This window comes from Candidatus Nitrosotenuis uzonensis (assembly GCF_000723185.1).
In the GTDB taxonomy this organism is placed as follows: Archaea; Thermoproteota; Nitrososphaeria; order Nitrososphaerales; family Nitrosopumilaceae; genus Nitrosotenuis; species Nitrosotenuis uzonensis.
Map to the genome: position 1 here is coordinate 139,483 of NZ_CBTY010000006.1, position 19,916 is coordinate 159,398.

The following is a 19,916-nucleotide window of genomic DNA, read 5'->3' on the forward strand; positions in this document are numbered from 1 at the left end:
TCACTTTGAATTATCAAGCATCTTTGAGAGTGACCATGTTGCAGTGTTGATTATCTCATTTACTCTTTCCTTCTGACGATAATTTTTGATTATAATTTCACGTAGAGTTGCTCCGTTTTTATTCACAAGAAAATTGATCATCGCATCTTCGCTTATGATGCCCTTTTCAAGATCTGCCATATCTTTTTTTATCATTTCACCTATGATTCTGTCGATGAAAAACGACTTGAATGGATGCACATCCTCCCGTAGTGAGATCTTCTCGTCAAGTATTATTGAAACCTGTTCCGGAGTAACATAGGCATTTGCAATAAGCGAGCCGTCACTGTTCTTTCTAAGCGGGATCGCCTGGTCCTGCAGGGCGGCGGATTCGTGTTTTACTTCCTTTATCTGAGATGCCTTTGTGAAGCTTTGTTGTTTTAGAAAAGAATTGACCAGCAGTAGATTTTTCTCAAGCATCTCTATTTCCTCTTTGTGTTTCTGGATCTCAGACAAAATCCGATCCTTGACCTCAAGGGCGTCCTTGATTTGTTCTTCTGAGAACATGATCTGTATGAACCTTGGACGGTATTAAAATGAATACTGTTTTAATTGATTCTAAGCATAGGTAGTGATATTGCATCGCCTGATAAGACAAATGATCTTCACTAGACCACAAGTTTGGAATCTATGGCATCATACCGTATTTTCTTAAAACCCGTTATAGGTTTCGAGAGGGTATAAAGCTCAGAGCTGGTTTTATGTGCAAGCCACTCCAAGAGTTCTTTTCCATGTCTGAGCTTTTTCAGTTTTATCTTTCGATCCTGTCTTCTTGTTTTAGAATGTTTGCCTATTCTTTGTCCAAAATCCATACCGAACAAAAAGATTTTTTTTGCTCCAAAATGGCTTGCCAAAAAAACACATCTGTCTCCGTCAGTAAAGCCGCCGAAATTGCGTACCCTTCCTACATCCTCTGTTTGTGTAGTTCCTATGCAGTTTCTAAAGTTACTTGCAAATTCCAGTCTTTCCATGTTGTCTCCATGTGCGTGGACCACAAAAATCGTCTTGGTCTTGCTCAGCTTTTTCATAACCTGCAAATCGCCGTCCAAGTCTGTTACCACTATCTGTGGTATTATGCCACCCTGCATCAGAGGCACAAGAGCACTGTCGGCGCAAATTTTCACTATATCTTTATGTCTTTTCAAATATGGAATCGAATAAGAAATCGACGGTCCAGCTCCAATTACAAAGACAGGTTTACCACGGATCATCCTTTCCATTTTGTCAAAGGGACACTCGCTTAGTATGGAGTTTAATAGCGTAGCTGATCTGCGATCCCTGTCTTTACTGTATCCCATACTCTTGGCAATATTCCGGTACATCGTATCCCATCCTCTCATAGCTCAGACAAATCTAAAATTAGCAGACCTTGTGATAAATTATGTGCACAAGATAGGCCCACTACATGTGGGTGGTTCAAGTCCAGTAAGAGTGATGGGAATACTAAACGCAAGTCCCGAATCGTTTTATAAAAAATCAGTAAAAAAGGGCACACAGATTGCACAAACTGTACTCAAAATGGAGCAGGATGGGGCCGACTTTGTGGATATTGGAGGAATGTCAACTGCCCCCTATCTGTCTACCATCATCCCAGAAAAACACGAGATAAAGCGAGTGCTTGATGCAATAAAGCAGATCAGGCAGGTATCCGACATACCGCTATCTGTAGATACATGCAGGGCAAATGTGGCAAAGGAGGCGCTTGCAAGTGGAGTGCAGATTCTCAACGACATCTCTGGATTAAAATATGACAAACAAATGGCATCCGTCGTTGAAAGATACTCTCCGTCGCTTATTTTATGTGCATATGGAAAGAATACAATACGAGGCAACTTGCTTGAGCAAACAAAAATCCTGCTAAAGCAGAGCCTCCATATTGCAAGACGCGCCGGAGTGGAGAATCAAAACATTGCGCTGGATCCGGCGGTGGGTTTTTTTAGAAATAAAGCGAAAGGCAAATTCTACACGAAAATAACGTCAGATTGGCTTGCACGTGATCTTGACGTGATTGCAAACCTATCTTCACTGAAGATGGGTCAACCGATACTGATCTCAGTTTCAAACAAGTCATTCATTGGAAGAATAATTGAATCAAAAGATCCTGAGGACCGTCTGTTCGGCTCACTTACTGCGGAGGCAATCGCAACAATAAACGGGGCCGACATCATACGAACGCATAACGTCGGGCGGACAAAGACGGTGATCTCACTAGCGCAAAAGATGTTGAAAAAAACGGGAAAAGGCTTATAACGCATTGCAATTCTTCTGTAAAAGGTTTGGAAATAAGAGAAGGATTAACGTTTGATGATGTTCTTCTTGTGCCAAAATATTCTAACATAACCACAAGATCGCAGACTGACCTTAGAACCAAACTCTCAAAGAACATCTCGCTTAACATACCTTTGATCTCGGCAAACATGGATACTGTAACAGAATCAGCAATGGCAATAGCGCTTGCCCAAGAAGGAGGAATCGGAATCATACACAGATTTCTTACGGTGCAGGAGGAAGTAGAAGAGGTACTAAAGGTAAAGCGATCTGCAAGCGTGATGATTGAAAATCCGTACACTATATCTCCTGAACAGACAGTAAGGGATGCTGTTGCTTACATGCATGAAAAGGGGGTATCGGGATTACTTGTAGTCAAGGATTCCAAACTTCTTGGCATATTGACAGGTAGAGACGTTACATTCGAGTCAAATCCAAGCAGGCTAATCAAAGATGTGATGACAAAGGATGTCATAACTGCAAAGCCAGGAATATCTCTTGCAGAGGCAAAGGAAATACTCCGGGAACACCGAATCGAAAAACTTCCACTGGTGGATCAGGCAGGAATGGTCAAGGGCCTCATCACCAGCAAAGACATCACGCACAATGAGAACTATCCTAATGCTTCAAAAGACAAAAAGGGAAGACCGCTTGTAGGCGCGGCGGTAGGCGTTAAGGGGGACTTTATGGAAAGAACAGAAGCATTGCTTGAGGCAGATGCAGACGTAATAGTAGTGGACATAGCTCACGGTCACTCTGAGAATGCCATTAATACCATCAAAAATATCAAAAAGGCATTTCCAAGCTGCGAGTTAATAGCAGGGAACGTGGCAACTGCCAAAGGCACAGAAGATCTCATCAAGGCAGGCGTCGACGCAGTCAAGGTCGGCGTCGGCTCAGGCTCGATATGCATAACCAGAGTGATTACAGGCTCGGGAGTGCCGCAGCTAACGGCAGTCTATGATTGCGCCCAGATTGGTAAAAAATATGATGTTCCAATAATATCTGATGGAGGAACAAGGACGTCAGGCGATGTGTGCAAGGCTCTTGCCGCGGGTGCATCAACTGTTATGATTGGAAGTCTCTTTGGAGGAACTGATGAGAGTCCTGGCTCCTACGTGATGAAAAATGGAAAACGGTATAAAATCTACCGTGGCATGGCTTCATTTTATGCTGCACTAGGACGCAAGTCCAAGGAAACTGGAACTGTGGCAATAAATGAAGATCTTAACGACTATGTGGCAGAAGGCGTTGAAGCGATGGTGCCGTACAAAGGAACAGTAACTGATATCATAAAACAGCTGGCAGGCGGTGTGCGCTCCGGGCTTAGCTACTGTGGCGCTCATACCATCCCACAAATGCAACAGAATGCGGAGTTCATCAAAATGTCTCGCGCAGGATTTGCTGAAAGCCAGCCTCACGACGTAGACCTGATGTAAAAACGTTTTTTATCATCAAATCCAAAATCACACCATGCTGACCAAGAGAACCATCATCGGAATCGGCGTAGGCTCAGTCATAACGGCCATAGGCCTGTATGCACTGATACTGTCTATTGGAATTCAGACCATTAATGTGGATGAGACAGTTGATGTGGCAAAATCTGTAACCTACCAGTTTACCGCACCAAAAAGCTCGCACCAGAATTTCAAGGTCACTGGAGAAAGATTCCATGTAAAGCTTCAAACACCTGCGGATGGAATTCAAAAAGATGAGGACTTTAAAAACGAGATAACATTTGATTGGTATGTCCTGCAGGAAGGAATAAACAGAATAGAAATCAAAAACACAGGAAGCACAGAGCTGAGGATCACCGGCCAGTTCTCAAAGAACACTGATCCGCTCCTTTTCACATATCATATTATGGTGATAACAGCTGGGATAGTAATAATCGGATTCAGTGCAGCATTTAGCGTCCGCAAGCCAAAGGGTTTCTAGGAAAGCTTGGCTCTCTTGTAAGAGCCGAGTATCTTCAGAAAGACCGTTTTGCGCGTTATTTTCTCTAGCAGATCCATTATCTTCGGATCGTCATATCTGCCATCAAAGTCGACATAAAAATTGTATTCCCATGGCGTGCTCTTGTTTGGCCTTGATTCTATCTTTGTAAGGCTTATCTTGTAATCGTTAAACTCTTTTAGTATGTTGTACAATGCACCAGATTCATGCTTTATCGAAAATATTATTGATGTCTTATCCTTGTCTCCGCCGACCTCGCTCTTTGAGAGCACCAGAAATCTTGTATAGTTGTTAGCATTGTCCTCTATTCCCTCTGCAATCACGGCAACACCGTATATCTCAGAGGCCCTCTTGCTTGCAATACAGCTTATGTTTTTCTTACCTATTTCCTTTATTATCTTGACACTACCTGCCGTATCGTATGCAGGAACTGTCTTTAATTGGTGTTTTTGAATAAAGTTTCTGCACTGCCCGAGGGCTTGGGGGTGCGAATATACAGTATCTATGTCACCTAACTTGCCAAATCCGATAAGACAATGCCTTACCCTGTAGTATATCTCTCCAACTATTGTCAAATTGGTGGAAAGCAACAGATCGTAGCTTTCGCCAACACTTCCCTCAAGTGAGTTTTCCACAGGTAAAACAGAATACTTAGTTTTGTTGTTTTCAGTATGTGCCACTACTTCTGCAAACGTTGCACATGGTATTGTCTCAATATCTGTGCCAAAGAATGTGATTGCCGCATCTTCGCTGTATGCACCTCGTTCTCCCTGGAACGATACCTTGTCCATCTTACTCTCGCAGTTTTAAGAAATCGGCCTTTTCGTAGTTGGATGAGATCTTTCTTTCTTCCATGTAACCACAATTTGGGCACTTGACCCTGTCCCTGAGGGGAACCACACTTCCAGCACAAGAATTGCATTTTGTGAACAGCACTCCAAGCTCTGGCTCATCCATGGTGGCATGTATAGCTCCATTTAGATGGGCCTCAATTCTTAACGCAACTATATCATTTACGCGCGCAAGTATTCTCCGCTTGTCAGGATTCTGGCATATACATTCAACTCCAGAATGATTTGGTTTTCCGTTAATGTAGTGAATTACAACTGCAATCATGGAAGATAGTACAGCACTCACACTGCCAATGACGATATCTCCTTTCTTTGGTATTGACAGCTGCTTGCCGTTTTCCACCTGCGCCAGTTTGGCCTTTTTATCGATGGTCAAAATTCCAGCTGTTGAAGCCCTGATGGTGTCCCCATCATCAAATGTATTGCTGCCTGAGCCAATTTCCTCGATAAATCCAATCTTATCTCCTGGCAATACAAAATCGTTCATGCCTATCTGCCCTACTTTATAGTATTAACTCTTTTCAGATTTCCGACTCGCACGTAGGTATGTCTTTTAGTATGTCTCTGCCGTCCTCGTCTACGATGGATGGTGCAACAAGGCAGATCTTTCCATTCTTTCTTTTGCAATATAACTCTGATTCATTATTGTCCTTATCTCTTGCCCAGAACGAATGGGTCTGTGAGAAGTTCGGGCTCTGACCACTTTTCTCGTATATTTCTTCGGCAGTCCATACCTGATCGCGTACTACAGAGTTAGTTCCAAGCTTCATGCCCTTGATGGCAATAACATCTCCCTCCTCATCTTTGATTATGCAACTTACGTGTATGCGTGCCTTTGGATATCTAATAAAGTTCTTTTTTGCATGTGAGAAATTGTTTTTGCGCGCCATCTGCATCCTGTTATGCTTTTAGAAAATGAACTGTTGGACTCAAACTACTTTTTCCTGATAAGAAAACCACTTTGAATCTTCCATATTAAGATTATTGTCAACATTTTTCACAACCAATGCGGTATTTGCAAGTAGCCATCTATGCTCTCATTTCGCAGTACTTTGAGCAGCGCGTTTGCTTGCGGGGTGGAAAGTACTGGCTTGTCAAACTCGTTATCTGTGGATATCCTAGGACATGCTACCTGAATGAACGCGTCAATACCTTTCAGATTTCGTAATCTCTCGTTCGTTATGTCTGTCAGTGCAAATAATTGCACTTGCTTTCCTTCCTTTTCCAGCTCGCGCTTGAATTTGAGGGCGGCTGTCTTTGACATCTGTCCTTCCTTTAATCCTACGATGACCCCGAACGTCTTTGCTTCGGCTGCCTTGTAGATTGCAAGTGTAGCCTTTCTTTGCAGCTTTTGCGCAAACTCGGTTACATCACGTACCTCATTAAAGTACGGATCGAGAATGAATGTCGGCTTATTAGTTGAAAGCGCAAGCCCTGCTGCATGAAAGTTGCTTTGGCCCATGAAGACGTTGGCATCAACTTGGTCTTTTATCTGGGAAGCAGGATAGAACTCACATCCAAATACTTGGCCGTCGTTTAGCTGGCCCATGCCCTTTCCCACCTTGACTGTAACGCCCCTATCTTGCAGAATTTCTCTGACCTTGTCTATCTGGTTTAGGTGCTGGCTATCAGTTACAAGGGAGATTGTCTTTTCCCGTAACATAGCTGCACATTTTTCTGCCACAGAGTCGAATGTTATATCATCAAATGCATCAATCATTACAACATTATCGCCAAAGTTCTGCATCGTTATGGTGTGGCCTACGTTGAACAGGATCTCAGCTGAGAGTACCTTTGCACCATTTGAATTTATGTCGCAGGAGCCCCACGTCGTATCTGCTATGACGTAGGCGGGTATTCCAAATCTATTCATTATCTTAACTGCTGTATCTTGCACCTTTGGTATCATTCCTTCAGGACCATTCAGCGCTACTGATGCGGGTTTGCGCTCCTGGATGATACGAAATATTGTTTCTTCGTCTATTATTATCATTGATTAGCTGAATTTCTTTATTTTAAATTTAAACGCACCTGTCAAAACCCACAAATGTCCTGCATGCTATTGCCAATCGTGCACAAGGAGACTGTTCTTAGCATCGGTTTTGATGATACGGACTCGCCAAAGGGCATGTGTACTACCTATCTTGCGTACAGACTGATAGAATCGCTGAGGAAAGAAAATGTCAAGTTTGTTGACTATCCTAGATTGGTGCGATTCAATCCCAACATACCGTGGAAGACGCGTGGCAACGGCGCAGTTTCATTCACAGTAAAAACATCTAGACCGCAGAGAATAAAGGCTAAAGTAATCCGATTTGTATCAAAGTTCTCTGATCTGAAAAATGGTGCAAACCCCGGCGTGGTATTTTATGAAAGCGAAAAAGTCCCAGACGACTTCACCCAATTTAGCAGAGATGCACTTTGGAGCCTTGTGAGCAGAAAGAGAGCAAGAGAGTTTATCCGGAAAAACGGCCTTGAATCGTTTCATATTGGTAATGGACAAGGGCTGGTAGGAGCATTAGGGGCTATAGGCTATAGATTCGAAGACCACACATACGAGTTATTAAGCTACAGAAAAAGGAAAAGGTTTGGCACAAAAAGACAAGTTGATCCTACAAGCGTAAAGAGAATGCAGGAACGCTTTGATAAGACGTTTAACAGCTATGATACAAAAAAGGAAAAAGTACTTCTTGCTCCACGCGGGCCGGATCCAGTGCTGTATGGAGTGAGAGGTGAAGATGTCAGGACGCTCATTGATGCATCCACGATGATAAGATCAGAGGATCCTGCCGGTTATCTGGTGTTCAAGTCTAATCAGGGTACTGGTGATCACCTGCAAAATGAGCTTGACGTGCTCGCACTAAAACCTTATTCGTCTGGAAGAATTACTGGGGTGGTCTCAAAAGAGCCGAAGATGCACAAAGGAGGACACGTGATGTTCTGCATTACCAAAGATTGTGTGGAAATAAACTGCGCAGTATACAGACCCACAGGGATAACGCGTAACGCAATGGAGCTTGTAGTGGGGGACAGGATTCAGGTAGGAGGTGGCATAAGGCGGGCATCAAAAACGCATCCGCGCACTCTTAATGTCGAGTTCTTTAAAGTACTCAAGCTCCAAAAAAAGCAGATTTTGGTAAATCCCACATGCGAAAAATGTGATAAAAAAATGAAGTCAAAGGGGAGGGGGCAGGGTTTTGAATGTGCAAGGTGCGGTTGCAAACGCACCTCAAAATCAGTACAATATGTGAAAAGGAACATACGGAAGGGACTCTACATACCTCAGTCATCTGCACACCGCCACCTTACAAGACCTCAAAAAAGAATAGGCATTGTAAACACAGACTCTAATTTCAGTGAGCGGGTACGCTGGTTTTCATCTTATAAAAATTAAGTAGCGGGGAGTGGACTTTCAGGAGGTTACCTCCATTTGAACCACTGATCTGCGGGTTTCTCATCATGGTGATTATGAGCCCGCCGGGATGACTTAGCCCTTTAAAGACTGACTTCCCCACCCCGCTGATTGAAACTTGGATTATTGGGGATATATAGGCACTGCTGCGTCTGCAACTAATTTAATATCGTTTGAAAATTCTCTCAGGTGTGGACAAAAAGTTTCGCATTGCAGGAATTATCGGAGCTCTGATAGTGTCTGTTGTCATTCTTACTTCGCCGTCACAGCCTCCGCCAATACCAGAGCCAAGCGAGCAAACAAATGAGTCGATAAAGATTCTTGCGACTGGACTGAAAAGGCCATGGGCAATCGCATTTGCGGATCAAAAAATATTCGTTACTGAAAAGGCCGGCACCATCAGGGTTATACAATCCGATGTGCTTCTTGAGGAACCGCTTGCGACACTGCGGGCAGCAAGCATATTTGGAGGCGGACTGCTGGGTATTGCGACGCACCCTGATTTTAGTGCTAATCATTTTCTTTATGTGTATTACACCTACTCTGAAAATGACAATCTCTGGAACAAGGTCATCCGCATAACAGAGTCTGAAAACAAAGTGTCTGACGTTGTCACAATACTTGACAAGATTCCAGGCTCCCAGTTCTATAACGGCGGAGTTCTAAAATTCGGTCCTGACGGCAAGCTGTATGTGGCAACTGGCATCTCCTCAGAGTTTTCGCACGAATCTCAAGAGATTGACTCACTTGGTGGCAAGATCTTGCGCCTTAATGATGATGGCACTATACCTGATGATAATCCGATTTCTGGCTCGCCGGTGTTCTCACTAGGTCATAGGGACGTGCAAGGGATGGCATGGAGAGAAAATGGTGATATGTATGTGACTGAAGCAGGGCCGACAAAAAACGACGAGATAAACATAGTTAGGGCAGGACAGAACTATGGCTGGCCTGAGCAAGAGTGTGGCGGAAAACCGGAATTTGTCGATTCTATCATGTGCTATGATCCGAGTATAGAGCCAGGCGGCATCGTCTTTTACGGAGGCGACAAGATTGCAATTGAGGGTATGATAATGGCAACACTTCGTGGAGCAAACCTATTCCATGTTGATATAGATGAGAGGGGCATGGCGTCACAAAAAAGCATATTGAGCGGCGTGGGTAGAATCAGAGATGTGAACGAGGGTCCTGATGGTTATCTTTATCTTATTACATCAAACACCGACGGAAAGGGATTTCCAGACAGAAACGATGACAAATTAATCCGGATTTTGAGATGACAGAAAAGATTTCAAGGTTTTTTGAAAAGAGCAGGAAGGAAAGACTTGACATAGTGGAAAGGATTACTGGTCTGACAAAGGAAGAAAGACAGACACTAGAGTCATTGGGCGGAATAGGATTTGAGCAGGCAGACAAGATGGTGGAAAACGCAATCGGCACGTTCTCATTCCCGCTCGGCATTGCAACAAATTTTGTGATAAACAAAAAAGAGTATCTTGTGCCTATGGTGATTGAGGAGCCCTCTGTAATTGCTGCCGCATCAAAGGCAGCCAAGATTGCAAGACTGTGCGGTGGCTTCTCAATGAATAATGATGAATCGTACAGTATAGGACAGATCCAGATAGTTGAAACCGACGTAGAATCAGCTACAAAAAAAGTTATGGAAACATCTGCGCAAATATTGGAGCTTGCAAACTCGAAGAGCAACACTCTTTCCAAGATGGGAAAGGGAGCAAAAGAAATATCGTGCAAAAAACTTGAAACGCCTTCCGGCAAGATGCTCATAGTAGAACTGTTAATTGACGTAGGTGATGCTATGGGCGCCAACGTGACAAACACAATGTGCGAGGGAGTTGCACCGCTAATAGAGCAGATAACTGGAGGCAGGGCCGTGTTGAAAATACTCTCAAATTATTCCACAAGGAGGATGGTTAGGGGCACTGCAACATTTGATAAGAATGAGGTTGGAGGGGAGAAGATAGTTGATAATATCATCCTGGCCTACGAGTTTGCTGCAAGCGACCCCTACAGGGCTGTGACGCACAACAAGGGAATAATGAACGGAATAATCGCGGTTGCAAACGCAACAGGTCAGGACACACGTGCAATAGAAGCAGCAGCCCATGCTTACGCGGCAAGAAATGGCAAGTATACCTCGCTTACAAAATGGAGCAAGGACAAAGACGGAAATCTTGTGGGGTTTATTGAACTACCAATGTCGGTAGGAACAGTTGGGGGAATAATCAACGTGCACCCAATGGCGAAAATATGCGCAAAGATACTGGGAGTTTCATCAGCAAGTGAGCTTGCATGCGTAATTGGTGCCATGGGTCTTGCACAGAACTTTAGTGCAATCAGGGCTCTTGCATCTGAGGGAATCCAGAAGGGCCACATGAGATTGCATGCAAGGAATCTTGCAGCAGCTGCGGGTGCCGCACCTGACCATATAGACTCCATCGTGGAGCAGATGATAAAAGAAGGTAACATATCTATCAACAGGGCAAAAGAGCTTTTGAATTCGGACTGATCAGATCGCAGCTTCCTGTAAATCGATTCTCCATTTCTCAAAACCAATAATAGCAAGACCATTTCAATCCCACTAGTTGACGTTCGATTCCGTAATACTTGACTCTCACATAGTAACCACAAAGGGAATGCTGGAAAGAAACATCATAATTAATGATGGAAAGATTGTGGATTTTACTACCGATATACCGCAGTGCGACAAAAAAATTCAAGGCAGGGGACTTGTAGCAATGCCTGGGGTAATAGATACACACGTGCATTATGGAGTGTACTCGCCAATAAATGAGGCCGCAATAACAGAATCCAGGGCGGCAGCCCTTGGCGGTGTCACCACCATGATGAGGATGCTTCGGCTTGGCCGCTCGTACAAGACGCACCTTGCAGAGCAACTTGCTGCCTCAAAAACTACTCACTATGTAGATTATGCCATACACGGTACTATATTTGATGAAAAGCAGGCAGACGAGATGAAATACTGTGTTGAAAATGGCATAAAATCGTTCAAGCTTTACATGAACTTGGGAGGAGAGATAGGACACGTCTACATGGACATGGACCCGGGAGCAACAGACCTATTCGAAGCTACAGTACAACTTGAAGAAAACACCATACGAAAAGTGCTTGCAAACGCCGCAAACCTTGGATGCCCGGTTCTGGTGCACGCAGAAGACTACCAAATGTGTGAATGCGGAATAAAAAAGGCAAAGCAGGATGGCAAAGATGGGCTGCCTGCATGGTCACAGAGCAGGCCGCCTGACTCTGAGGTAAAATCAATTCGAAAGGTCTGTCAAATCGCAAGAGAGTTTGGCACTGTGATTTATTTTGTACATATTGGCTCCACTTCCGCGCTTTTGGCAATAGAAGAAGAGAGGGCCAAGGGCACAAGAATCTTTGTTGAGACATGTCCTCACTACCTTACACTCTCATATGAAAAACAGTCAGGATATCTTGCAAAAGTAATGCCTCCAATAAGGACGATGCAGGATGTTGAACAGGTATGGCAAGCAGTATCACAAAACAAGGTTGATACTATAGGTACTGATCATGTCGCAAACAGACTAAAACGCAAGGTCGGACAGGATGTGTGGTCCTCACTTGCAGGCTTTCCTGGAATTGGCACTATGTTGCCAATATTGCTTTCCGAAGGCGTGAATAAAAACAGGATACATCTGGGGCAACTTGCAAATCTTACTAGTGCCAACGCGGCGAGGATATTTGGAATGTTTCCGCAAAAGGGCGCAATACAAAAGGGTGCCGATGCAGATATCGTACTAATAGACTTGAAAAAGGAGCAGGAGGTAAGATCAGAGTTCTTTGGAGCATTCTCAGACTATATGGTGTATGAGGGATGGAGTCTGAAAGGATGGCCACAGACCACGATGGTAAGAGGTCATGTGGTGACTGAGAACATGCAAATTGTGGGCAAGGTAGGCCATGGAAGACTAGTTGAACGCCGACTCGGCTAACAATACTTGTTATCTGCATTTACCAGTCTTCAACAAAATAACATATCGATTAATTATCTTAGAATTTCAAACTTGCCGTTCTCATTTGCCTTGTATATGATGTCGGGTTTGCGCGTGAATATGCCAACTTCAACTACACCTGCTACGAGTTTTATCTTTGATGCAAGCTGCGCTGGCGCCTTGATTGTTCCAAAATCGCAATCGTATATGATGTTGCCATTTTCTGTGATGAACGGATATCCTCGCTCAATTGTTCTAATCTCCGGCTTTCCACCAATACCTTCTATGAGTTTTTTTGCGGTATTCCTTGCAAATGGGTGTATTTCTACTGGGACGGTCTTGTTAAAATGCCTGACAAACTTGGTAGCATCTGCCATTATGATAACTTGATTTGCACAGGAAATCAAAATGTTCTCTCGTAGCAGGGCTCCACCTCCACCCTTGATGAGATTCCTTTGACCATCGATCTGGTCTGCGCCGTCAAATACGGTGTCGATTTTCTCAATTTGATCCGAGCTGATCAGATGTATTCCCGCCCTTTCCGCAACCATCTTTATCTGTAGTGATGTTGGAACTGCACGCACGCTCATCTTTTTTTTCTTGATGTGTACTCCAAGCTCTTTTACAAATGCAGTTGCAGCTCTACCGCTACCAAGACCGAGTACGGTGTTGTTTTTTACAAATCTTAATGCGTCCTTTGACAATGCCGCAATGGCATCATCGTACGACAACTATTCTACCTCGGCCTGCTCTAGCTTTGATAGTGTCTTCATTATTTCGCGCTTGATTGAGTCCAGATCGTCCTCGTCGTCATCGACTTCTGGTTCTGGAATGTTTATCTTCTGCTTTTTTCTTTCGGGTTCAGGCTTTGGCTCATCTTTGAATTCAAGCTTTGGTGGCTCAGATTTTACCTGTTCTTCAATGTCAATTGGATGCGTAATGAACGGGATCTGCGTTGCTTGCGGTCGTACTGTCTCTACTGCAGGCTCTATTACCTCCTGGTGTGTTTGTGGTGCGATTTGTATTGTTTGAACTGCCTTTGGTACTGGGATCTCAAATACCGGCTTTGCCGGAATCTCTGTGAGTGTCGTAATCTCAAGTCTTGTCGCTGGTCTTGCAAACGATTTGATTATTTCCTCTACGTTCGATTTTGCGTTTTCTGGCTTTTCAATTACAGTCTCTACTTTGCCTTCCTTTCGAGTCTCTTCCTTTTTGACTTCGGGTTTTTCTGTCTGAACCACAGTCATCTTTGATGAAATTTCCGCAAGACGTTTGTCCAAGGCAGAGAGCTTCTGATCCATTAGGGACATCAATCCATCTCCAAGCGGCCCTAGATCAGGATACTTGCTTGCCTCCTCCAGTTTTTCTATCTTTGAGAGGATGGTTCCAAGCTGATACTGGTATCTTGATAATAGCTTGTCTCGCTGTATTTGGGTTAGGCCAGAATCATTCTGGTACAAGCGCGTAATAGTTTTTGTAAGTATCTCCTTTTCAATTTTCAGAGAATCTATCTGTGCTCGAATCTGAGTGGTTGCACCCAAAAGCGGCATCTTGTTCTTATTTTTCGGGAATTTGTTTATCGTGGCAGCGGTAGCCGCACCTGCAAGGGAGCTAATTACTAGGGCTATTTCCATTTACGCATACCATTTGATCCAGTTGTATTTGCGTATTCTTGCCTCTGGGAAACCACAGCTGGAGCATCTGTGCTGTCGCTTGTGATAAGAGTTCTTGCCGCACCTTCTGCATCGTATGTGGGGTTTTTTCCTTGAAAACAACCCCATTGATGGAGTTCCTCGTCCCATACGCTATCACGCAGGTGGTGGAGATATCATTACTACGTTATCTCCTCTGACAACAATGGTCCCAATGCTTTTTGTCTCGCCTTCAGAAGGGATCTCTTCTGAGCCGTCGAGTAGCAGGTTCATGTGCTGATCAAAACCTCTCAGATTACCTCTGATGGTCTTGCCGCCCTTGAGCTTTATTAGAACTACCTTGTCGATGCTTTCATCCAGTACTTTTACTGCCATGTCAACTGACATTTAATTCACTTATTGGCTCTCCTAACTAGGGATTATATTAAAATTTCATTGGTGTAAATTAGAATTTCAGTCACTAAGTCAACTTTGACACTGTTTTTGCAAGATTTCGCACTATTTCTGATATCATGCGTATACCTTCAGCCCTGGTAGCCCCTCTTGGATCGCCCCACACGCCAGACTTTGTAGCTTTGATGAACTGAGTCTGGGCAAGCTTGGATACGGCCTTTCTCTGTGCAGGACTGAGCTTTGCAGGATCAAAGCCTTTTTTTGTCAACTTCATCTGCACTTTATCTGATAGTGCAAGCATGAGCGAGGTCTCTGCAAATCCTGCGTGGTCAAACTCCGTCTTCATAAAGTGCCAGTACGAAAATGTGTAAACTTGGGCGCCTGCAGCGCCGATTCCTTCAAGGGCCTTCTGGTTTCCATGATGCCCGTTGAGGATTATTATTTTTCTAATTCCATTGCTTACGAGCGAGCTGCACAGCTCAGATAGTAGTGTATGCAGTGTCCTTGCAGTGACACTTAGATTGAAAAAGGGCGCGTGCTCAAATGATACTCCGTACGTTATGGTAGGAAATAGTAACAGATCGCACTTTCTTGCAAGACGTTCTGCAATGCCGGTTACTATGTCTGAATCGGTCGATACTGGCAGATGAGGCCCGTGCTGTTCAAGTGAGCCGACAGGGATTAGCGCTGCCTTGTGATTTTTTATCGTTTTTCGCAGAGCGGGATCTGAATATGAAATCATCTCGTATAGACTTTTCTCCAGCTGACCTCAAGTCTTCCTTCAAGGTGCATCTTGACTGCCTTTAGTAGTGTATCTGCTTCCAGCTTTTGCCCTTTCTTTTTTATCACCTCAAGCGAGTCCGCTGAATCCACCTTGAATGAGTCTTGGAATATTATCGGTCCCTGATCCAGCTCCTCTGTGACATAGTGGGCTGTAACCCCGACAATCTTGGTGCCTCTTTCAAATGCCTGCGCATAGGCAAACGCGCCTGGGAATGCAGGCAATAATGACGGATGTATGTTGATTATTCTGTGAGGATATCTCCAAACAAAGTTTGGTGTCATTATCCTCATGTATCTTGCAAGCACTACAAGATCAATGTCATATTTTTTTGTAATTTCAATCAGGTGGTGTTCTGCCTTTTGCTGATCCTTTTCGTCTACTAACACAAACGGAATTTTTGCCTTCTTTGCCATCGGCTCAAGTGTTTTTTCAGTTCCTACTATGACGCTGATATTTCCCTTCAGCTTGTCTTTTGCATCAAGCAGTGCCTGCAGGCAATGAGGTTCTTTTGTTACAAACACTGCAATGTTCTTGTGAGAGTTTATCTCATGGTATATGCTAACTTCCATCCCGAGCTTTTTTCCAAGCGATTGGAGCTCATAATCGAATTTCTTTACGTCTATTCTGCCGGAAAATGAGGCCTCCAGGTGCATGCCAAATAGCCCCCTGATGACGTTCTGGTTGACCTTTTCAATGTTGCCGTTTTTTTGGAATATGAAATTGGTAAATGCGGCAACTATTCCCTCTTTGTCCTTTCCAACCACAGTGATACCTATGCGAATTTTCTTCACAGGGTTTTGTTGCAAGCTGACTTTATTAATTTAGATATTCCCTAATGGAAATTTTACGCATTATGGCTGCAGCAAATCATCTACTGATCTGAAATATCGTGCTAGACGAATGATTATGATATAACCTGCCTGATAAATAAGATGAAGATCAAACCATCATCTGGTATCGCATTGCGATTTCACAAGGTATGATGTCAGTGGGCCTTACTCTCTTCAGATCATTACAGTTGATTGGATTTAAGAAGAATGCAGATGGCCAAATTCGGCGAGGTAATGTGTCTGTGTCTTTGCGTATAGATGGTTGGGAACACTGGTACGTGACAACACCGTTTGGTCTTAAGGATTACAAGTCGCAACAGCAAGCATTGCATGCATTGACAGGCTACAGACTAGTAACGTACGAGGATTTGGAAAAGATGGCAAAATCTGGGTATATACCTGCAGAAAAAGAACTTGACAGATACATCGACACCATGGAATCATATTCTAAAAAAATCACAGCAGATGCCAGAAAAAAATCCGTATAGCACTGCAGATATGCATACTCTAGGCAGCCGGCAAGAATCGCCCGTATCCTACTATGCCGTTAGCACGTGTCTCAAACTTTGGTGGCGTGATCCAAAGATAACCGTCAGCGTCGGCTTCAAGATCTAGTCTTGGCAACACGTTTGATGGTGCAGCCTGCAGGGCAGCTGGACCGCTTGTGGCCCTTCCGGTAATGGGATCATACGTGCTTGCATGGCACGGACACTGACCTTTCTTTTGGCCTTCTTGCGGCCAGTATTTCCACAAGCACCAAAGATGCAAACACACCATGCTGTATACACGGAATGCGGAAACGTCTTTGGCGGAGCCGCCAAACTCCTCTGGCAGCCTGATAAGCTGCCATTTTCTGAACGCTTCCTCATCTAGGACAATATCACCAGTGGACGGGTAAGTTATAACTTCGGCATGATTAAGAGGAAATGTGTGTATGTTTGCATGTGTTCCTCCAGGTATGATGACTGGCGCCTTTCCTAAAATGTCGCCTTTGGGATTCGGCATATACTTGCCCCATTGCACGAATGGTGCAAACGCTAGTGCAATTCCGCCTGCGCTCATCAGCTTTAAAAAATCACGTCGTGAGAGGGCGCTTCTGTTAGAACCCTGCTCTAACATGACTTACATATAGTAAAATTTGGATTTAAGTGTAGTGTGGTAGGAATTGCCTACATTTTGTCCAATATGTCGATCCCGATATCAAATAGGCCTGATTTTTTCTGTTCTGCCAGATAACCCAGATAGTTAGAATCAATCTCAATCATTTTGAATATCTTGACGGTATAATCACCATTGAATATTTTCGTAGTCTTGCCATCGGTCACATCTAGTACCCTGAACTTGTACTGGTATGTACCATCATCGTTTACAGGCACTTGGGCAAAGTGCACGGGTTTTTCTCCTTGGTATATTTGGATTATCACAGGATATTGTTCTGCATGGCTTGCAATCTTGCCTTCCACAAATCCCCATGGCAGCTTGTTGTTTTCCGGAACGTTCATCGGTATGACGGTCTCTTGCATCGCAAGAACTTCTCCGTGAGCAAGCGACATTACTGGAACAAGGAGCATCAGGAATAGAGAAACTCCAAATACGGTCTTCATCAAGCTGCGTCTTGTATTGTGGTATATTAGATTGTCTACTGATTTGTCCTATGTGACTTGAACCTGCACAAATTATTCTAGTCTGGCAAGTCTTTGGGAATGATTTTTTGCCTTCCAAAAAAGTATGGCCGAAAGACCTGCCATTATTGTCCCAAACACCACCACCTGAATCCAGAACATATCTGCAGATACCATGGGGGTTCCAGAACCAAATCCAGAGCCTGACTGGGCAACATCTACGCGCATCCTAGCCAGCCTGAGCGTTTCTTCGATTCCTCTTGGGTCTACGAGATTTCCAACCCTTCCAACTGACTGTGGAATATCCTTGACTGTCATCATGCTCTGGCTAAGGTGAGTGCCAAGCAGTGCGCCGGCGGTTGCAAGCATTACTGCTGTAATCTTTGAGAATTTTCTTAAGGATTGGACAAGTGACTGTCTTACCTTCTCGCTCTCGCTTTGCGGCAGTATCATTATTGCAAACTTTGTCGCCGTATAGAACTTCATATCATGTGCCTTGCTGTTCTTTTCAGTCTTTGAGATGCTTACTATTCCGAGGTCTTGCATTTTGTTGAGGTGATACTTGACCAGCTGAAGAGATATACCGCTTTTCTGCGAGATCTGGTTTGCGGTAAGCTCATCAGACAAGAGATATTTGAGAATGATCCTTCCTGCGTCGGATGTTAGGATCTCGCCAAATGATTTTATCTTTGCATCGTCTGAAAAGTATATTCTGAACTGCTCTACGTTTGAAACATGATTACTTTTCTCTGAATTGGTGGTACTCAAAGGGAACTATACTACGTCTGCAAAATATCTAAGCGTTTTGGTGAAACTGAAATTTCATCAAAGCCTAAATGCAAAAATTGTGTAATGGTATATGATGAACAAAATCACCATGATTGGATTTGTAGTTCTGTGCATGATTGCACTGCCGTCAGCTGTGTTTGCATACTCTGATGCAACAGCTGACAAATCCCTAGAGAGGGTGCTTGCAGCTCAAAAAGCAGTAGAGATTGCAAAACAGAACAAGGGAGCAGGATCTGGAACGCCCTATTTTGCACTGGAGGGGGTAGCCGGAGCATCCGCAATATCGGCTGCCGTATTTGGAGGAATCGGGGCCATATTCTTTCTGAAGGGAAGGAATGGAAGATACGTGGCACAGGGACGCGGATAACCCTCCTATTTTTTGTATTTGTGCTTAACGTCTATGCTCTTTTGGAATATCAACTAAAGCCATGTTAAAGACCTGCTTTAGTGTGCGTGACTTGCCATCCTTGAAGACATCCCCTGCACAGTATTTCATAGAAAATTCGGCCATGGCAAGTATGACTGGCTTTAGGGCAAGCCCTTTTTCCGTGACAGAGTATTCTACGCGAGGGGGTGTGCTCGGTATTATTTTGCGCTCAATTAGGCCGCTTTTTTCCATTTCCCGCAGCCTGGCAGAAAGCGTCTTTGGGTTTATCCCCTCAATTGACTCTAGGAGCTGGTTGAATCTGTTTTGGTTTAACAGGCCCATGTTACGCAGAATGTGTATGGTGAATTTTTTTCCTATTATCTTGAACGTGTTGTCAATTGGGCAGCACGTCATGATATCGCACACACCATCTTTGATGCATTTTTCGTATTCTTGTTGCAACTTACCTCTTCCTCACTTGCTATCTGTATGGTTACTTTCCGATTTAAATACTTACCTTTGTATAGTAGCTATAAGGAAGTAATTAACTATGGAATGTACAGCAGAATCATGCAAAATCGAAGGAATGCAGTCATGCGCCTGCGGCTCGGACAAGTCGTACGAGCAATGCTGCGGTTGCGACACAGATCCAATCGAGCATGCGATGGCAGCCTGGCATAAGGCATTCTTTGCAGCGCACCATGAGGCTCTTACTGAGAGGATGAGAAAGAGAATAGAGACAGCATACGGACCCACACTTGACAAATCTGCGGACGCAGTATTTGAGGCAGTGGGAAAGGTGTGGAGCTCCATGCTCACCCAATCCGAGGCAAAAAAAGAACTCGCATCAAAGTTGCAGAAGATATTTTCTGAAACAAGTAGGAGATAGATAGTCCTATCCCCAACTGTCTCCTACTTTATTTTTTTTCTAGGCTGATAATTAAAACAGAATATGCAAGTC

At 44.0% G+C, this 19,916-nt stretch carries 26 protein-coding genes and 1 tRNA gene; 10 read left to right on the forward strand and 17 right to left on the reverse strand.

Features of this window, described 5'->3' with window-relative positions; all coding sequences use genetic code 11:
• Together NITUZ_RS01370 and NITUZ_RS01375 are read right to left on the reverse strand one after the other, a co-directional pair.
• Window positions 1-546 (reverse strand): hypothetical protein, encoded by a 546-nt coding sequence (locus tag NITUZ_RS01370; protein WP_320408997.1) that lies wholly within the window; start codon window positions 544-546, stop codon window positions 1-3.
• Window positions 547-647: 101 nt separating this feature from the next.
• Window positions 648-1,259, reverse strand: a complete 612-nt coding sequence (locus NITUZ_RS01375) for a 6-hydroxymethylpterin diphosphokinase MptE-like protein (RefSeq protein ID WP_320408998.1) — start codon at window positions 1,257-1,259, stop codon at window positions 648-650.
• A gap of 1 nt (window position 1,260) precedes the next feature.
• Here NITUZ_RS01375 and folP point away from each other — a divergent pair, with 1 nt between their 5' ends.
• Genes folP through NITUZ_RS01390 form a run of 3 tightly spaced genes read left to right on the forward strand, consistent with a single transcriptional unit; the run spans window position 1,261 to window position 4,245 of the window.
• Window positions 1,261-2,289: a dihydropteroate synthase gene (gene folP, locus NITUZ_RS01380; protein ID WP_320408999.1), complete on the forward strand. Its 1,029-nt coding sequence runs from the start codon at window positions 1,261-1,263 to the stop codon at window positions 2,287-2,289.
• Window positions 2,290-2,315: 26 nt separating this feature from the next.
• Entirely contained in the window at window positions 2,316-3,746 is a 1,431-nt protein-coding gene (gene guaB, locus NITUZ_RS01385) for an IMP dehydrogenase (RefSeq protein ID WP_048194473.1), read from the forward strand.
• 34 nt (window positions 3,747-3,780) lie between these two features.
• The gene (locus NITUZ_RS01390) at window positions 3,781-4,245 is read left to right on the forward strand and encodes a hypothetical protein (protein WP_048194475.1); all 465 of its coding nucleotides are present in this window, start codon (window positions 3,781-3,783) and stop codon (window positions 4,243-4,245) included.
• Here NITUZ_RS01390 and pheA read toward each other — a convergent pair.
• The 4 genes from pheA to dph2 form a co-directional block, all read right to left on the reverse strand.
• The gene (gene pheA / locus NITUZ_RS01395; protein WP_048194477.1) at window positions 4,242-5,054 is read right to left on the reverse strand and encodes a prephenate dehydratase; all 813 of its coding nucleotides are present in this window, start codon (window positions 5,052-5,054) and stop codon (window positions 4,242-4,244) included. The two genes, NITUZ_RS01390 and pheA, sit on opposite strands and share 4 nt — an antisense overlap.
• A 1-nt stretch (window position 5,055) precedes the next feature.
• Window positions 5,056-5,601, reverse strand: a complete 546-nt coding sequence (locus NITUZ_RS01400) for an exosome complex RNA-binding protein Csl4 (RefSeq protein WP_048194479.1) — start codon at window positions 5,599-5,601, stop codon at window positions 5,056-5,058.
• A 34-nt stretch (window positions 5,602-5,635) separates the two neighbouring features.
• A complete protein-coding gene (locus NITUZ_RS01405) occupies window positions 5,636-6,004 on the reverse strand; it encodes a hypothetical protein (protein WP_155991208.1) in 369 nt (122 codons plus the stop codon).
• Between the two features lie 107 nt (window positions 6,005-6,111).
• On the reverse strand, window positions 6,112-7,107 hold the full coding sequence (gene dph2, locus NITUZ_RS01410; protein WP_048194483.1) for a diphthamide biosynthesis enzyme Dph2: 996 nt from the start codon (window positions 7,105-7,107) through the stop codon (window positions 6,112-6,114).
• A 78-nt stretch (window positions 7,108-7,185) separates the two neighbouring features.
• Here dph2 and NITUZ_RS01415 point away from each other — a divergent pair, with 78 nt between their 5' ends.
• Window positions 7,186-8,508 (forward strand): tRNA(Ile)(2)-agmatinylcytidine synthase, encoded by a 1,323-nt coding sequence (locus NITUZ_RS01415; RefSeq protein WP_244443781.1) that lies wholly within the window; start codon window positions 7,186-7,188, stop codon window positions 8,506-8,508.
• A gap of 1 nt (window position 8,509) precedes the next feature.
• Here the strand turns inward: NITUZ_RS01415 and NITUZ_RS09955 are convergent.
• Window positions 8,510-8,635: transfer RNA gene (locus tag NITUZ_RS09955), tRNA-Met, on the reverse strand.
• 82 nt (window positions 8,636-8,717) lie between these two features.
• Between NITUZ_RS09955 and NITUZ_RS01420 the strand changes: the two genes are divergently transcribed.
• The 3 genes from NITUZ_RS01420 (at window position 8,718) to NITUZ_RS01430 (ending at window position 12,518) form a co-directional block, all read left to right on the forward strand.
• A complete protein-coding gene (locus tag NITUZ_RS01420; protein WP_048194904.1) occupies window positions 8,718-9,806 on the forward strand; it encodes a PQQ-dependent sugar dehydrogenase in 1,089 nt (362 codons plus the stop codon).
• Window positions 9,803-11,053 (forward strand): hydroxymethylglutaryl-CoA reductase, degradative, encoded by a 1,251-nt coding sequence (locus NITUZ_RS01425; RefSeq protein WP_048194487.1) that lies wholly within the window; start codon window positions 9,803-9,805, stop codon window positions 11,051-11,053. The genes NITUZ_RS01420 and NITUZ_RS01425 overlap by 4 nt, the downstream gene beginning before the upstream one ends.
• Before the next feature lie 76 nt (window positions 11,054-11,129).
• Window positions 11,130-12,518 carry a dihydroorotase gene (locus NITUZ_RS01430; RefSeq protein WP_048194489.1) on the forward strand — a complete coding sequence of 463 codons (1,389 nt, stop codon included), beginning with the start codon at window positions 11,130-11,132 and terminating at the stop codon, window positions 12,516-12,518.
• A 53-nt stretch (window positions 12,519-12,571) separates the two neighbouring features.
• Here the strand turns inward: NITUZ_RS01430 and rpiA are convergent, their stop codons facing one another.
• The 6 genes from rpiA to NITUZ_RS01460 all read right to left on the reverse strand — a co-directional run bounded on the left by rpiA (window position 12,572) and on the right by NITUZ_RS01460 (window position 16,138).
• A complete protein-coding gene (gene rpiA, locus NITUZ_RS01435) occupies window positions 12,572-13,249 on the reverse strand; it encodes a ribose-5-phosphate isomerase RpiA (RefSeq protein ID WP_048194491.1) in 678 nt (225 codons plus the stop codon).
• Window positions 13,250-14,152, reverse strand: a complete 903-nt coding sequence (locus NITUZ_RS01440) for a hypothetical protein (RefSeq protein ID WP_048194493.1) — start codon at window positions 14,150-14,152, stop codon at window positions 13,250-13,252. It abuts the gene before it with no gap.
• The gene (locus tag NITUZ_RS01445; protein WP_081844825.1) at window positions 14,153-14,320 is read right to left on the reverse strand and encodes a 50S ribosomal protein L37e; all 168 of its coding nucleotides are present in this window, start codon (window positions 14,318-14,320) and stop codon (window positions 14,153-14,155) included.
• Between the two features lie 6 nt (window positions 14,321-14,326).
• A complete protein-coding gene (locus NITUZ_RS01450; RefSeq protein WP_048194497.1) occupies window positions 14,327-14,557 on the reverse strand; it encodes an LSm family protein in 231 nt (76 codons plus the stop codon).
• A 73-nt stretch (window positions 14,558-14,630) separates the two neighbouring features.
• Window positions 14,631-15,305 carry a creatininase family protein gene (locus NITUZ_RS01455; protein ID WP_155991211.1) on the reverse strand — a complete coding sequence of 225 codons (675 nt, stop codon included), beginning with the start codon at window positions 15,303-15,305 and terminating at the stop codon, window positions 14,631-14,633.
• Entirely contained in the window at window positions 15,302-16,138 is an 837-nt protein-coding gene (locus NITUZ_RS01460; protein ID WP_048194906.1) for a formyltetrahydrofolate deformylase, read from the reverse strand. Before NITUZ_RS01460 ends, NITUZ_RS01455 begins: the two co-directional genes overlap by 4 nt.
• Window positions 16,139-16,419: 281 nt before the next feature.
• On the opposite strand from NITUZ_RS01460, the gene NITUZ_RS01465 reads away from it, so the two are divergent.
• A complete protein-coding gene (locus NITUZ_RS01465) occupies window positions 16,420-16,665 on the forward strand; it encodes a hypothetical protein (protein WP_155991214.1) in 246 nt (81 codons plus the stop codon).
• Window positions 16,666-16,684: 19 nt separating this feature from the next.
• Here NITUZ_RS01465 and NITUZ_RS01470 read toward each other — a convergent pair whose 3' ends face one another.
• From NITUZ_RS01470 to NITUZ_RS01480, 3 genes are all read right to left on the reverse strand, one after another.
• Window positions 16,685-17,296, reverse strand: coding sequence for a QcrA and Rieske domain-containing protein (locus NITUZ_RS01470; RefSeq protein ID WP_048194501.1), 612 nt, complete (start codon window positions 17,294-17,296; stop codon window positions 16,685-16,687).
• 50 nt (window positions 17,297-17,346) lie between these two features.
• Window positions 17,347-17,781: a hypothetical protein gene (locus NITUZ_RS01475; protein ID WP_052370026.1), complete on the reverse strand. Its 435-nt coding sequence runs from the start codon at window positions 17,779-17,781 to the stop codon at window positions 17,347-17,349.
• A 72-nt stretch (window positions 17,782-17,853) separates the two neighbouring features.
• A complete protein-coding gene (locus NITUZ_RS01480; RefSeq protein ID WP_048194503.1) occupies window positions 17,854-18,567 on the reverse strand; it encodes an ArsR/SmtB family transcription factor in 714 nt (237 codons plus the stop codon).
• Between the two features lie 94 nt (window positions 18,568-18,661).
• Between NITUZ_RS01480 and NITUZ_RS01485 the strand changes: the two genes are divergently transcribed.
• Window positions 18,662-18,955: a hypothetical protein gene (locus NITUZ_RS01485; RefSeq protein ID WP_052370027.1), complete on the forward strand. Its 294-nt coding sequence runs from the start codon at window positions 18,662-18,664 to the stop codon at window positions 18,953-18,955.
• A 24-nt stretch (window positions 18,956-18,979) separates the two neighbouring features.
• Here the strand turns inward: NITUZ_RS01485 and NITUZ_RS01490 are convergent, their stop codons facing one another.
• The gene (locus NITUZ_RS01490) at window positions 18,980-19,417 is read right to left on the reverse strand and encodes a winged helix-turn-helix transcriptional regulator (protein ID WP_244443782.1); all 438 of its coding nucleotides are present in this window, start codon (window positions 19,415-19,417) and stop codon (window positions 18,980-18,982) included.
• An 88-nt stretch (window positions 19,418-19,505) separates the two neighbouring features.
• Between NITUZ_RS01490 and NITUZ_RS01495 the strand changes: the two genes are divergently transcribed.
• Entirely contained in the window at window positions 19,506-19,844 is a 339-nt protein-coding gene (locus NITUZ_RS01495) for a YchJ family protein (RefSeq protein WP_048194507.1), read from the forward strand.
• The last annotated feature ends 72 nt before the right edge of the window (window positions 19,845-19,916 follow it).

Bases quoted from the DNA above. Each gene is read 5' to 3' on its own strand.
- NITUZ_RS01370 (WP_320408997.1), bottom strand. From the start codon at position 546: ATGTTCTCAGAAGAACAAATCAAGGACGCCCTTGAGGTCAAGGATCGG.
- NITUZ_RS01375 (WP_320408998.1), bottom strand. From the start codon at position 1,259: ATGGAAAGGATGATCCGTGGTAAACCTGTCTTTGTAATTGGAGCTGGA.
- NITUZ_RS01390 (WP_048194475.1), top strand. From the start codon at position 3,781: ATGCTGACCAAGAGAACCATCATCGGAATCGGCGTAGGCTCAGTCATA.
- pheA (WP_048194477.1), bottom strand. From the start codon at position 5,054: ATGGACAAGGTATCGTTCCAGGGAGAACGAGGTGCATACAGCGAAGAT.
- NITUZ_RS01400 (WP_048194479.1), bottom strand. From the start codon at position 5,601: ATGAACGATTTTGTATTGCCAGGAGATAAGATTGGATTTATCGAGGAA.
- NITUZ_RS01405 (WP_155991208.1), bottom strand. From the start codon at position 6,004: ATGGCGCGCAAAAACAATTTCTCACATGCAAAAAAGAACTTTATTAGA.
- dph2 (WP_048194483.1), bottom strand. From the start codon at position 7,107: ATGATAATAATAGACGAAGAAACAATATTTCGTATCATCCAGGAGCGC.
- NITUZ_RS01425 (WP_048194487.1), top strand. From the start codon at position 9,803: ATGACAGAAAAGATTTCAAGGTTTTTTGAAAAGAGCAGGAAGGAAAGA.
- NITUZ_RS01440 (WP_048194493.1), bottom strand. From the start codon at position 14,152: ATGGAAATAGCCCTAGTAATTAGCTCCCTTGCAGGTGCGGCTACCGCT.
- NITUZ_RS01445 (WP_081844825.1), bottom strand. From the start codon at position 14,320: ATGGGACGAGGAACTCCATCAATGGGGTTGTTTTCAAGGAAAAAACCC.
- NITUZ_RS01450 (WP_048194497.1), bottom strand. From the start codon at position 14,557: ATGTCAGTTGACATGGCAGTAAAAGTACTGGATGAAAGCATCGACAAG.
- NITUZ_RS01455 (WP_155991211.1), bottom strand. From the start codon at position 15,305: ATGATTTCATATTCAGATCCCGCTCTGCGAAAAACGATAAAAAATCAC.
- NITUZ_RS01470 (WP_048194501.1), bottom strand. From the start codon at position 17,296: ATGTTAGAGCAGGGTTCTAACAGAAGCGCCCTCTCACGACGTGATTTT.
- NITUZ_RS01475 (WP_052370026.1), bottom strand. From the start codon at position 17,781: ATGAAGACCGTATTTGGAGTTTCTCTATTCCTGATGCTCCTTGTTCCA.
- NITUZ_RS01485 (WP_052370027.1), top strand. From the start codon at position 18,662: ATGAACAAAATCACCATGATTGGATTTGTAGTTCTGTGCATGATTGCA.
- NITUZ_RS01495 (WP_048194507.1), top strand. From the start codon at position 19,506: ATGGAATGTACAGCAGAATCATGCAAAATCGAAGGAATGCAGTCATGC.